Here is a 13,166-nt window from a genome sequence, read left to right as displayed (position 1 = left end):
ACTGCTGCGGTTTCTGCTATTGGCATGAGAACTCTCCGATATTGGATAAGAGGGGGATTCCTCTCGCCGTATAGGTGGCAAGTTCCCATTGCTGAGTTCCATCATTCCCGCCTCGCATAAAAAAGCCCGGCAATCGCCGGGCTCTTTCTACTGCAAGGGTTGCTTAGGCAGTGAAGGTCTTGCCTTCGAACTGCTCAGCGACGAACTTCCAGTTGACCAGGTTCCAGAACGCTTCCACATACTTTGGACGTACGTTGCGGTAGTCGATGTAGTAGGCGTGTTCCCACACGTCGCAGGTCAGCAGCGGGGTGTCGCCGCTGGTCAGCGGGTTGCCGGCGCCGATGGTGCTGGCCAGGGCCAGGGAACCGTCAGCCTTTTTCACCAGCCAGCCCCAACCGGAACCGAAGGTGCCGACGGACGTCTTGGTGAATTCTTCCTTGAACTTGTCGAACGAACCGAACGCGGCGTTGATGGCTTCAGCCAGCGCGCCGGTAGGTTGGCCGCCGGCGTTTGGTGCCAGGCAGTTCCAGTAGAAGGTGTGGTTCCAGACCTGAGCGGCGTTGTTGAAGATGCCGCCCGAAGAAGACTTGACGATTTCTTCCAGGGTCTTGCCTTCGAACTCGGTGCCTGGCACCAGGTTGTTCAGGTTCACGACATAGGTGTTGTGGTGCTTGTCGTGGTGGTACTCCAAGGTTTCCTTGGAGATGTGCGGCTGCAGGGCATCGTGTGCGTAGGGCAGCGGCGGCAATTCGAAAGCCATGATGATTCTCCTAATCAGGTCAGTTGCGGTGAGCGCAAGGCCGATCACGGGCGGCCAAACAAGCGCCGGGGAGTTTGTACTCTTTGCGGCGCAGGGTCCGGATCATAGCACCGGGGGTGCGGCAAAACCACGCAACAACTGTGTGGGATAGAGGTTCCAGAGCGTTTTGGAATATTCATCAGGCGCTGATCAATTGATAGGCCACGCTGAACATCATCACTGCTACCAACAGGTCCAACAGGCGCCATGTCGCCGGGCGTGCCAGCCACGGCGCCAACCAGGCCGCGCCGAGCGCCAGGGTGGCGAACCACAGCAACGATGCACTCGCGGCCCCGGCCACGTAGGCGCCGGGTTCGGTTTGTTGCGCGCCCAGCGAGCCGATCAGCAGCACCGTGTCCAGATACACATGCGGATTGAGCAACGTGACCGCCAGGGCACTGAGCAATACGGCGCGCAATGAGCGGACCTTGAGGTCGCCCCCTTGCTCCAGGCCCTGTGTCGAAAACGCCCGGCGCAGCGCCAGGGTGCCGTACCACAGCAGGAACGCGGCGCCGCCCCAGCGGGCAATTGCCAGCAGCAGCGGGTTTTGTGCCAGTACCGTCGCCAGGCCGAATACCCCGGCTGCCACGAGCAAGGCGTCGCACACCACGCACAACGCTGCCACTGGCAGGTGATGTTCACGGCGCAGGCTTTGCGCCAATACAAATGCGTTTTGCGTGCCGATGGCCATGATCAGCCCCAGGGCCACCAATAATCCGTTCAGATAGCTTTGCCACATAACCATTACTCCGAAGTCGCTGCCAGTTGCCGCAATACGTCCATGGCTCGCTCGGCATCCGCGCGGCCGACGAACAGGTGGTCGTGGTAGTAGCCGGCGATCACGTTGCAACTGATCCCGGCCTTGCCGAGTGCGCTGGCGAAGGCGGCCGTCAGGCCCACGGCTTGCAGCGCTGAATGCACATTCAGGGTGATCCACGCCGCGATGTAGTCGAACGCCAGGCCGGCCTGTTCCGCCTGCCGGCGCTCCAGGATCAGGGTCAGGCCTTCCTGTTCGCGAAAGCTGCCGATGGCCTCGCAACCGGCCGGAATCCGATGGTCAGGCAGGGTGCAGAACACGTAGTCACCGTCATTGAGCTGCGGGCTCATGCTGCGCAGCAGGGTTGCCAGGGCGGTTTCGCCAGCCATGCTGAAGGTCCTTATGAAGAGAGAAGCGATGCTGGCTATTCTCATGGCCCAGGCTGTATAAGAAAAACCAATATTGCTGATCGCTCATTAGAGAAACTGATGTTCGACTATAAATTGCTTTCCGCCCTGGCGGCGGTGGTGGAACAGGCCGGCTTCGAGCGCGGTGCCCAGGTATTGGGGCTGTCGCAATCGGCGATTTCCCAGCGCATCAAGTTATTGGAAGCACGCATCGGCCAGCCGGTGCTGGTGCGGGTTACGCCGCCGGCGCCCACCGATATCGGTCGGCGTTTGCTTAACCATGTGCAGCAAGTGCGGCTGCTGGAGCGCGACCTGCAAAGCCAGGTGCCGGCGCTGGACGAAGAAGGCATGCCCGAACGCCTGCGCATCGCCCTGAATGCCGACAGCCTGGCCACTTGGTGGGCCGAGGCGGTGAGCGACTTCTGTGCCGAGCAGCATTTGCTGCTGGATCTGGTGGTAGAAGACCAGACGGTGGGGCTCAAGCGCATGCGCGCCGGCGAGGTGGCCGCCTGTATCTGCGCCAGCGAGCGCCCGGTGGCCGGAGCCCGCAGCCTGTTGCTCGGCGCCATGCGTTATCGGGCGTTGGCCAGCCCGGCATTTGTTGCACGGCATTTCCCCGAAGGTGTGCGTGCCGAGCAACTGGCGCGCACACCGGCGCTGGTGTTTGGCCCGGATGATTTCCTGCAGCATCGCTATTTGGCGTCTCTGGGCGTGGACGGTGGTTTCGAACACCATTTATGCCCATCGTCCGAAGGCTTTATCCGCCTGGCGGAAGCCGGGCTCGGCTGGGGGCTGGTGCCTGAACTGCAGGTGCGCGACCAGCTGGAAAAAGGCGTGCTGGTCGAGTTGATGCCAGATAAGCCCATCGATGTGCCGTTGTACTGGCATCATTGGCGCAGCGGCGGGCAGCTGTTGGGCCTGTTGACCGACCACCTGGCCCAAGCCTGTGGACAATGGTTGGTGCCGTTGGACTGATGGCGGTCGTCAAGGCAACAGCGATGAAAAATGAAAGAACACGGGGTAATACATGAAGATTCTGGTCACCGGCGCAAGCGGCTTCATCGGCGGGCGCTTTGCGCGTTTCGCCCTGGAGCAGGGCCTGGACGTGCGGGTCAACGGGCGGCGCGCCGAGGGGGTGGAGCACCTGGTTCGACGCGGTGCCGAGTTTATCCAGGGTGACTTGAGTGATGCCGACCTGGTGCGCGACCTGTGCCGCGATGTCGAAGCCGTGGTGCATTGTGCAGGCGCCGTGGGCTTGTGGGGGAAGTACCAGGACTTCCATCAAGGCAACGTGCTGGTGACTGAAAACGTCGTGGAAGCCTGCCTCAAGCAGCGCGTGGGCCGTCTGGTGCACCTGTCGTCGCCGTCGATCTACTTCGACGGGCGCGATCACCTCGGGTTGACCGAAGAGCAAGTCCCCAAGCGCTTCAAGCATCCCTATGCGGCCACGAAGTACCTGGCCGAACAGAAAGTGTTCGGCGCCCAGGAGTTCGGCCTCGAGGTGCTGGCCCTGCGCCCGCGGTTCGTCACCGGGGCCGGTGACATGAGTATTTTTCCGCGCCTGCTGAAAATGCAGAGCAAGAACCGCCTGGCTATCGTCGGCGACGGTCTCAACAAGGTCGACTTCACCAGTGTGCACAACCTCAACGAAGCGCTGCTCAGCAGTTTGCTGGCCACCGGTTCGGCCCTGGGCAAGGCCTACAACATCAGCAACGGCACGCCGGTGCCGGTGTGGGATGTGGTCAATTACGTGATGCGCCAAATGGAGTTGCCCCAGGTGACCCGTTATCGCTCCTACGGCTTGTCCTACAGCGTGGCGGCACTTAACGAAGCCTTTTGCGCAATGTGGCCCGGTCGTCCGGAACCGGCGTTATCGCGCCTGGGCATGCAGGTAATGAACAAAGATTTCACCCTCGACATCAGCCGGGCCAGGCATTATCTGGATTACGAGCCCAAGGTCAGCCTGTGGACCGCCCTCGACGAGTTCTGCAGTTGGTGGAAGGCCCAGGATCCCGGGTTCAAATAAGGTCACAACAGGCAACACATCGGGAACCGAATTCCAGGTTCCGGGTCGATCAACGCGATGGGGTTGGGGTTTATACTCCCGTCGCTCGGCTTTCCAGCCGGCTAACTCACTGATTCAGGGTTGATTCATGCGTAACGATGCCAAAGACGATTTCGACAACATTCCCAGCCTGCGGGCCGATCTTGGGGATGACGATGATTTCGAGCCTTCCCCGGCCACCTCGGTGCGTTCGCGCAACACGCCCGTGGTCAAGGTCAAGGGCGCCAGCACCGGCCCGCTGTGGGCATTGATCGGCGCGCTGCTGATCGCCTTCGCCGGCCTGGCCTGGTGGAGCTTCCAGCAGATTTCCCTGATGGGCCAGCAGTTGGTCGCCACCCAGGAAAGTTTTGCGCGCATCAGCGAAGAAGCGGCGGGGCGCCTGCAGGACATTTCCGGCAAGGTCGTAGCCAGTGAAGCCAACGTGAACAACGGCAGCGAAGCACTGAAACTGCAGATCAAACAGCTGGAAACCCAGCTGCTGGAGCAGGGCAAGCAGCAACTCGGCGTTGCCGGCCAGGCCACCGAGCTGGACAAGCGCCTGGCGCAAATGACTGCCAGCACCACTGAGCTGTCGGGCGCCAATGCCAAGCTGCAGGGCCAGGTGCAAGCCTTGACCGATGCAGTGGCCACCCTGAAGGCAGCGCAGGGCGATGCCGGCAAGCGCGATACCGAGATAAAGGAATTGGCTGCTGATGTGGCCGCCTTGAAAAAGCAAGGTAACCCGAGCGCAGCCATCGCCCGTCTTGAGCAGGACCTCGTGGTACTCAAAAGCGCCCAGGACAGCCAGCCGGCCAACAGCGATGCGCCGACCAACAAGGAGTTCGACGTGTTTCGCATCCAGACCACCCGCAATATCACCACCTTGCAGAGCCAGGTGCAGAACCTGAATCAGCGCCTCAACGCGCCAGCGGCTGTCACGCCGCTCGGCCAGTAATATCGGGCCTGTGGCAAGCCCGCTCGCCACAGGCCGACTAAGCGGCTTGAATGTCACCATCTGGTGACATTTCCCATCCCCTTCGTTACTTGCCCCCACCTCGCCCTTGTTTAGACTCCGCGTCATCCCACAAACAATAATAAGGGCCACCCATGACCACGCAACCACTGCCTGCCAGCAGTTGGCTGAATGCACCTGCCCATCACGCCTGGCTCGCCGCCGAAGGCCAACGCCTGCTGGCATTCGCCAAGGCCTCCCGTCTGCCTGAGGGGTTTGGCAACCTCGACGACAAAGGCCAGTTGCCGGCCGATGCCCACGCCGAAACCATGAATACCGCGCGCATGACCCACAGCTTCGCCATGGCCCATGCCATGGGCTTGCCGGGTTATGCCGAATTGGTGGCGCACGGTGTTGCGGCCTTGGGCGGACCTTTGCGTGACAGCGAACACGGTGGCTGGTTCGCCGCACCCCAGGCCCTGGACGGCAACACCGGCAAGGCGGCCTACCTGCATGCCTTTGTCGCCCTGGCCGCCAGCTCTGCCGTGGTGGCGGGCGCGCCTGGCGCGCAAAATCTGCTGAGCGACGCCATTCATATCATCGACCAGTTCTTCTGGAGCGAAGAGGAGGGCGTGATGCTCGAATCCTTCGCCCGGGACTGGAACGGCGTCGAAGCCTATCGCGGCGCCAACAGCAACATGCACGCCACCGAAGCCTTCCTGGCCCTGGCCGATGTCACCGCCGACACTCGTTGGCTGGACCGCGCCCTGCGCATCGTCGAACGAGTGATTCATACCCACGCCGCCGCCAACCAGTTCATGGTGATCGAGCATTTCGACGCGCAATGGCAACCCCTGCTCGATTACAACGAAGACAACCCCGCCGATGGCTTCCGCCCGTATGGCATCACCCCTGGCCATGGCTTTGAGTGGGCGCGGCTGGTGCTGCACCTGGAAGCCGCGCGCCTGCAGGCCGGGCTGGCCACGCCGGACTGGCTGCTGAGCGCCGCCAAGGGCCTGTTCGCCAGCGCCTGCGACTATGCCTGGGCCGTGGATGGCGCCCCCGGTATCGTCTACACCCTCGACTGGAACCACCGCCCGGTCGTGCGCGAGCGTCTGCACTGGACCCACGCCGAAGCCAGCGCCGCTGCCCAGGCCTTGCTCAAACGCACGGGTGAGCTGCATTACGAAACCTGGTACCGGCGTTTCTGGGAGTTTTGCGACACCCATTTCATCGACCGCCTCCACGGCAGCTGGCACCACGAACTCAGCCCGCACAACCAGCCCAGCAGCACCATCTGGGGCGGTAAACCGGACCTGTACCATGCCTGGCAAGCGGTCGTGCTGCCTGCACTGCCCCTGGCCCCGAGCATGGCCAGCGCTTTAGGCGCTGGGTGTTATGTCACCAAGTGGTGACATTTGTGCATCCCTTTGTTACCTGTGCTCGAAAAAACCATGTTTAAACTCCGTGCAGCGCAAGCTCCAGACTTGCATGCATAACAACAAGAAAAGGTATTCAGATGAACGCGATTAATCGCCTCGCCGTAGCTATTTCCGTTGCCTCGTTGTTTCCCCTCAGTGCATTTGCCGCCGACTCCAAAGGGACGGTTGAAGTTGTGCATTGGTGGACCTCGGGTGGCGAAAAAGCGGCTGTAGATGTCCTGAAGGCCCAAGTCGAGAAAGACGGCTTCACCTGGAAAGACGGTGCCGTTGCAGGTGGTGGCGGTGCCACGGCCATGACCGTGCTGAAAAGCCGCGCGGTCGCCGGCAACCCGCCAGGCGTTGCCCAGATCAAGGGCCCCGACATCCAGGAATGGGCGTCTACCGGCCTGCTCGACACCGACGTCCTGAAGTCCGTCGCCAAAGACGAAAAATGGGATTCCCTGCTCGACAAGAAAGTCTCCGACACCGTGAAGTACGACGGCGACTACGTTGCCGTACCGGTCAACATCCACCGCGTGAACTGGCTGTGGATCAACCCGGAAGTCTTCAAGAAAGCCGGTATCACCAAGAACCCCACCACCCTCGAAGAATTCTACGCCGCCGGCGACAAGCTCAAGGCCGCGGGCTTCATCCCGCTTGCCCACGGTGGCCAGCCTTGGCAGGACAGCACCGTGTTCGAAGCGGTGGTCCTGTCGGTAATGGGCGCCGATGGCTACAAGAAAGCCCTGGTCGACCTCGATAACGCTGCGCTGACCGGCCCGGAAATGGTCAAGTCCCTGACCGAGCTGAAGAAAGTCGCGACCTATATGGACGTCGACGGCAAAGGCCAGGACTGGAACCTCGAAGCAGGCAAGGTCATCAACGGCAAGGCCGGTATGCAGATCATGGGTGACTGGGCCAAGTCCGAATGGACCGCCGCGAAGAAAGTCGCCGGCAAAGACTACGAGTGCGTAGCCTTCCCGGGCACCGACAAAGCCTTCACCTACAACATCGACTCCCTGGCGGTGTTCAAGCAGAAAGACAAAGGCACTGCCGCTGGCCAGCAGGACATCGCCAAAGTCGTGCTGGGTGAAAACTTCCAGAAGGTGTTCAGCATCAACAAGGGCTCGATCCCTGTTCGCAACGACATGCTGAACAAAATGGACTCCTACGGTTTCGACTCCTGCGCCCAGACCGCCGCCAAGGACTTCCTGGCTGACGCCAAGACCGGCGGCCTGCAGCCAAGCATGGCGCACAACATGGCCACCACCCTGGCGGTGCAAGGTGCGTTCTTCGATGTCGTGACCAACTACATCAACGACCCGAAAGCCGACCCGGCCGACACCGCCAAGAAACTCGGCGCTGCGATCAAGTCTGCCAAGTAACGGTTGACCTTGTGAGGGGGATCCCTGACCCCTCACAAGGCGTGCTTCTGTAGTCCTTTTTCCCTGTATTGGATTTCCCCATGAGTTCTGTTGCTGTGTTCAGCAAAGCCTCGCCGTTCGATGCACTGCAGCGCTGGCTACCCAAACTGGTGCTGGCGCCCAGCATGTTCATCGTGTTGGTGGGCTTCTACGGCTACATCCTGTGGACGTTTGTGCTCTCGTTCACCACCTCTACGTTCCTGCCAAGCTACAAATGGGCGGGGCTTGCGCAATACGAGCGGTTGTTCGACAACGACCGCTGGTGGGTGGCGAGCAAGAACCTGGCGCTGTTCGGCGGGATGTTCATCGGCATCACCCTGGTGATCGGCGTGACGCTGGCGATTTTCCTCGACCAGAAAATCCGCCGCGAAGGTTTTATCCGCACCATTTACCTGTACCCGATGGCGCTCTCGATGATCGTCACCGGTACCGCCTGGAAATGGCTGCTCAATCCGGGCATGGGCCTGGACAAACTCCTGCGTGACTGGGGCTGGGAAGGCTTCCGTCTCGACTGGCTGATCGACCCGGACCGGGTGGTCTACTGCCTGGTGATTGCCGCCGTGTGGCAAGCCTCCGGTTTCATCATGGCGATGTTCCTCGCCGGCCTGCGTGGGGTTGATCAGTCGATCATCCGTGCCGCCCAGATCGACGGCGCGAGCCTGCCGCGCATCTACTGGAGCGTGGTGCTGCCCAGTCTGCGTCCGGTGTTCTTCAGTGCGGTGATGATCCTGGCGCACATTGCGATCAAGAGCTTCGACCTGGTGGCGGCCATGACGGCCGGTGGCCCGGGCTATTCGTCCGACCTGCCCGCCATGTTCATGTACTCGTTCACCTTCAGCCGTGGCCAGATGGGCATGGGCTCGGCCAGTGCAATCCTGATGCTCGGTGCGATCCTCGCGATCATCGTGCCTTACCTCTACTCCGAGCTGAGGACCAAGCGTAATGACTAGTCTCGCTGCCAAACCTGCCATCAGCCTGAGCCGCATCGCGATCTACGCGGTGTTGATCCTCGCTGTATTGCTGTACCTGGTACCGCTGGTGGTGATGTTGCTCACCAGCTTCAAGACCCCGGAAGACATCAGCACCGGCAACCTGTTGAGCTGGCCGACCGTGGTCAGCGGCATCGGCTGGGTCAAGGCCTGGGCCACCGTGGATGGCTACTTCTGGAACTCGCTCAAGATCACCGTGCCGGCCGTGCTGATTTCCACCGCCATCGGTGCATTGAACGGTTATGTGCTGTCGTTCTGGCGCTTCCGTGGTTCGCAGCTGTTCTTCGGCTTGCTGTTGTTCGGCTGCTTCCTGCCGTTCCAGACCGTGCTGCTGCCCGCGTCGTTCACCCTCGGCAAGATGGGCCTGGCCAGCACCACCACCGGCCTGGTGTTTGTGCACGTGGTGTACGGCCTGGCGTTCACCACGCTGTTCTTCCGTAACTACTACGTGAGCATCCCGGATGCGCTGATCAAGGCGGCACGCCTGGACGGGGCCGGTTTCTTCACCATCTTCCGTCAGATCATTCTGCCGATGTCCACGCCGATCATCATGGTCTGCCTGATCTGGCAGTTCACCCAGATCTGGAACGACTTCCTGTTCGGTGTGGTGTTCTCCAGTGGCGACTCCCAGCCCATCACGGTGGCGCTGAACAACCTGGTCAACACCAGCACCGGGGCCAAGGAATATAACGTGGATATGGCGGCGGCGATGATCGCCGGGCTGCCGACCCTGCTGGTCTATGTGATCGCAGGCAAGTATTTCGTGCGCGGCCTGACGGCCGGCGCGGTCAAGGGGTAATCATGGCTACGCTTGAACTTCGCAATGTAAACAAGACCTATGGCGCCGGCCTGCCCGACACCTTGAAGAACATCGAACTGTCGATCAAGGAAGGGGAGTTCCTGATCCTGGTCGGTCCTTCGGGTTGCGGTAAGTCCACGCTGATGAACTGCATCGCCGGCCTGGAGACCATCACCGGCGGCGCGATCATGATCGGCGACCAGGACGTCAGCGGCATGAGCCCCAAGGACCGTGACATCGCCATGGTGTTCCAGTCCTACGCGCTGTACCCGACCATGAGCGTGCGCGAGAACATCGAGTTCGGCCTCAAGATCCGCAAGATGCCCCAGGCCGACATCGACGCCGAAGTGGCGCGGGTGGCCAAGCTGCTGCAGATCGAACACCTGCTCAACCGCAAGCCGGGCCAGCTCTCCGGCGGCCAGCAACAGCGCGTGGCCATGGGCCGGGCCCTGGCACGTCGGCCGAAGATCTACCTGTTCGACGAACCGCTGTCGAACCTCGACGCCAAGCTGCGCGTCGAGATGCGTACCGAAATGAAGCTGATGCACCAGCGCCTCAAGACCACCACGGTCTACGTGACCCACGACCAGATCGAAGCGATGACCCTGGGCGATAAAGTGGCGGTGATGAAGGACGGCATCATCCAACAATTCGGCACGCCGAAAGAAATTTACAACGACCCTGCTAACCTATTTGTGGCAAGCTTTATCGGTTCACCACCGATGAACTTCGTTCCTATGCGCCTAAAACGCAAGGACGGGAAGTTGGTGGCGCTGCTCGACAGCGGCCAGGCGCGATGCGAATTGCCGCTGGGTATGAACGACGCCGGCCTGGAAGACCGTGATGTGATTCTGGGCCTGCGCCCGGAGCAGATCGTGCTGGCGTCGGGTGAGGGTAATGGTTCGTCGAGCATTCGTGCCGAGGTCCAGGTCACCGAGCCGACCGGCCCGGACACACTGGTGTTTGTGCAGCTCAATGACACCAAGGTCTGCTGCCGTTTGGCGCCTGATGTGGCGCCGCAGGTGGGCGAGACCCTGACACTGCAATTCGATCCATCCAAGGTATTGCTGTTCGACGCCAACACGGGCGAGCGCCTCGGCACTGCTTCTTCATTGCCCGCACAGGGGCATGCGGACAACGTGGCCCAATTCAAAGGTCGCTGAAGTAGATAAGTTGTTGTTTTAGATGAAAAAAGTAACCCGCGTTAGATAAAAACAGTTTAATAACAATAAAGACGAGGATGTAGGGATGAAAAAGCAACACAACAACACTCGGCTGATCTGCCAACTGTCAGCAGCAGCAGCCCTTGTACTGTCCGCCAATGCGATGGCGGCCGATGCATTCAGTGCCGACTCCAAGTGGATGACCGGTGATTGGGGCGGCGAGCGTACCAAGCTGATCGAGCAAGGTATCGACATCAAGGCTGACTACGTAGGGGAAATGGGCGCCAACCTGCGCGGCGGCTACAACGACGACAAGACCGGCCGTTACTCCGACCAGTTTGGGTTGGGCGTGGCGCTGGACCTGCAAAAGCTGTGGGGCTGGGATAACACCCAGGCCAAGATCCAGCTGACTAACCGTAATGGCCAGAACATCTCCAACGACCGCATTGGCGACCCGCGTGCCGGCACGCTGAGCTCGTCCATGGAAGTCTACGGTCGTGGCCACATGGTGCGTCTGACCCAGTTCTGGATTCAGCACCAGATGTTCGACAACAAGCTGGACGTGAAGCTCGGCTACTTCGGTGAAGGCGAAGACTTCAATACCTTCCCGTGCGACTTCCAGAACCTGTCGTTCTGTGGCTCCCAGGTCGGCAACTATGTAAACACCTGGTACAACTGGCCGGTCAGCCAGGCCGCGATCCGCGTGAAGTACAACATCACGCCTGAGCTGTATGCGCAAATCGGTGCGTACAACCAGAACCCGTCGCAGCTGGAGCACGGCAACGGCTTCAAGCTCAGCGGCAGCGGCACCAAGGGCACCGTGATTCCGGTGGAATTGGTCTGGTCGCCGAAGGTGAATAACCTGCCGGGCGAATACCGTGTGGGTTACTACAAGAGCGCCGCCGATGCTGCTGACGTTCGTGAAGACGTCAATGGCAACGATGCTGCTACCACCGGTGCGGCCTACCGTACCCGCAGCAGCAAAAAAGGCTACTGGTTCGTTGCCCAGCAGCAACTCACCACCCATAACGGCGACGCTTCCCGTGGCTTGAACATCGCCGCCAACGCGACCTTCCACGACAAGGAAACCAACCTGGTTGACAACTACCAGTCGTTGATGCTGGTGTACAAAGGCCCATTCGACGCGCGTCCGAAAGATGACGTCGGTATTGGTGCCGCGCGTCTGCACGTCAACGATGACGTGAAGAAAAACGCCGAACTGCTGAATGCCGCCAACGGCGTGGCCGATTACGACAACCCGCTGTTCTCGCCGATCCGCGAAACCGAGTACAACTTCGAAATCAACTACGGTTTCCACGTCACCAACTGGCTGACCGTGCGTCCCAACCTGCAATACGTTGTCCAACCGGGCGGCGTGGATAAAGTCGACAACGCGCTGGTGGCGGGCCTGAAAATTCAGTCTACGTTCTAACGCTGTTGCGATAAGCTCCTTCTCTCTGTGCGCATTTTGCGGGTAGCCATGGCTATCCGCTTTTTTTTGGGTGGCACTGTGATATTTGGGACCGTGGCACATGCATGAGCAACCGCTGCAACGCTTTTTCAAATCCCTGCGCGAGCGTCCGGTGTTCGCCTGGGAGCGCTTTCAGATGCGCGACGTGTTGGTAATCGACCATCCGCTGTGCCAGGCGGTGTTCAGTCGCCAGGGCGCGCAACTGTTGCACTTTCAGCCCCGTGGCCAGAAACCCTGGCTGTGGTGCGCAGCCAAGTGGCCGCAAGTCGGCGCCATCCGTGGCGGCGTGCCGGTGTGCTGGCCGTGGTATGGCCGCCATCCGAGCGAAAACGCATGGCCGTCCCATGGTTGGGCGCGTTTGATCGACTGGAAACTGCTCGACAGCAGCAGCGACGACGACGGCGTGCGCCTGCACTGGCAATTGCAGCTGTGCGACTGGCAGGTCGACCTGCACGCGCACCTGGGCGACACCCTGGAACTGCGCCTGAGCACCGAGCATCAGGACGAGTTGCCGTGCCAGTTGAGCCATGCTTTGCACGCTTACTGGCGTATTGGTCACGTTGATGAGATAGCGCTGTCTGGGCTCGACGGCGCGCACGGTTACGACCAGCTCAATCGCCAGGCGTGCCAGCAGGAAGGCGAACTGAGGGTGGATGGCGGCTGCCAGCGGGTGTTCCAGCATGACGGCGAACTGCACCTCAAGGATCACGCCTGGCAGCGTGAACTGTGCATCGATACCGGCGACAGCGCCGACACCGTCGTATGGCATCCGGGCAGCCGGCCACTATTGGGCGTTAGTTTTAACGAGGCGTCGGGGTTTGTGTGCGTGGAGTCGGCGATGGCCGGGGCGAGCCTGGCGCCGGGGGAGCGGGCGCATCTCAGTCTGCAGGCACGGGCGGGAGTCTAGCGTCGTGGCTTATGGCCTCATCGGGGGCAAGTT

General features: G+C 60.9%; 13 protein-coding genes. 10 read left to right on the top strand and 3 right to left on the bottom strand.

What is annotated here, in order from left to right:
• Positions 1–163 precede the first annotated feature (163 nt).
• The 3 genes from C8K58_RS28215 to C8K58_RS28205 all read right to left on the bottom strand — a co-directional run bounded on the left by C8K58_RS28215 (position 164) and on the right by C8K58_RS28205 (position 1,945).
• Positions 164–760, bottom strand: coding sequence for a superoxide dismutase (locus C8K58_RS28215; RefSeq protein ID WP_003212997.1), 597 nt, complete (start codon positions 758–760; stop codon positions 164–166).
• 178 nt (positions 761–938) lie between these two features.
• Positions 939–1,538 (bottom strand): LysE/ArgO family amino acid transporter, encoded by a 600-nt coding sequence (locus C8K58_RS28210; RefSeq protein WP_027605585.1) that lies wholly within the window; start codon positions 1,536–1,538, stop codon positions 939–941.
• Between the two features lie 5 nt (positions 1,539–1,543).
• Positions 1,544–1,945, bottom strand: coding sequence for an ACT domain-containing protein (locus tag C8K58_RS28205; RefSeq protein WP_027605586.1), 402 nt, complete (start codon positions 1,943–1,945; stop codon positions 1,544–1,546).
• A gap of 99 nt (positions 1,946–2,044) precedes the next feature.
• On the opposite strand from C8K58_RS28205, the gene C8K58_RS28200 reads away from it, so the two are divergent.
• The 10 genes from C8K58_RS28200 (at position 2,045) to C8K58_RS28155 (ending at position 13,133) form a co-directional block, all read left to right on the top strand.
• Positions 2,045–2,938: a LysR family transcriptional regulator ArgP gene (locus tag C8K58_RS28200; protein ID WP_108574746.1), complete on the top strand. Its 894-nt coding sequence runs from the start codon at positions 2,045–2,047 to the stop codon at positions 2,936–2,938.
• A 52-nt stretch (positions 2,939–2,990) separates the two neighbouring features.
• Positions 2,991–3,989, top strand: a complete 999-nt coding sequence (locus C8K58_RS28195; RefSeq protein WP_108574745.1) for an NAD(P)-dependent oxidoreductase — start codon at positions 2,991–2,993, stop codon at positions 3,987–3,989.
• 127 nt (positions 3,990–4,116) lie between these two features.
• Entirely contained in the window at positions 4,117–4,962 is an 846-nt protein-coding gene (locus C8K58_RS28190) for an ATPase (RefSeq protein WP_027605589.1), read from the top strand.
• 152 nt (positions 4,963–5,114) lie between these two features.
• Positions 5,115–6,374: an AGE family epimerase/isomerase gene (locus C8K58_RS28185; protein WP_108574744.1), complete on the top strand. Its 1,260-nt coding sequence runs from the start codon at positions 5,115–5,117 to the stop codon at positions 6,372–6,374.
• 104 nt (positions 6,375–6,478) lie between these two features.
• The gene (locus tag C8K58_RS28180) at positions 6,479–7,765 is read left to right on the top strand and encodes an ABC transporter substrate-binding protein (protein WP_027605591.1); all 1,287 of its coding nucleotides are present in this window, start codon (positions 6,479–6,481) and stop codon (positions 7,763–7,765) included.
• Positions 7,766–7,845: 80 nt separating this feature from the next.
• A complete protein-coding gene (locus C8K58_RS28175; protein ID WP_003175732.1) occupies positions 7,846–8,754 on the top strand; it encodes a carbohydrate ABC transporter permease in 909 nt (302 codons plus the stop codon).
• Positions 8,747–9,592 carry a carbohydrate ABC transporter permease gene (locus tag C8K58_RS28170; RefSeq protein ID WP_027605592.1) on the top strand — a complete coding sequence of 282 codons (846 nt, stop codon included), beginning with the start codon at positions 8,747–8,749 and terminating at the stop codon, positions 9,590–9,592. Before C8K58_RS28175 ends, C8K58_RS28170 begins: the two co-directional genes overlap by 8 nt.
• A gap of 2 nt (positions 9,593–9,594) precedes the next feature.
• Positions 9,595–10,755, top strand: coding sequence for an ABC transporter ATP-binding protein (locus C8K58_RS28165; protein WP_027605593.1), 1,161 nt, complete (start codon positions 9,595–9,597; stop codon positions 10,753–10,755).
• 85 nt (positions 10,756–10,840) lie between these two features.
• Positions 10,841–12,187 (top strand): carbohydrate porin, encoded by a 1,347-nt coding sequence (locus tag C8K58_RS28160; RefSeq protein WP_027605594.1) that lies wholly within the window; start codon positions 10,841–10,843, stop codon positions 12,185–12,187.
• 100 nt (positions 12,188–12,287) lie between these two features.
• Positions 12,288–13,133: a D-hexose-6-phosphate mutarotase gene (locus C8K58_RS28155; RefSeq protein WP_092488915.1), complete on the top strand. Its 846-nt coding sequence runs from the start codon at positions 12,288–12,290 to the stop codon at positions 13,131–13,133.
• Positions 13,134–13,166: the final 33 nt, after the last annotated feature.

The organism is Pseudomonas sp. GV047, assembly GCF_003058245.1.
Lineage (GTDB): Bacteria > Pseudomonadota > Gammaproteobacteria > Pseudomonadales > Pseudomonadaceae > Aquipseudomonas > Aquipseudomonas marginalis.
Note: the sequence above shows the minus strand (reverse complement) of the source record. Positions and strands in the feature narration are given on the sequence as shown.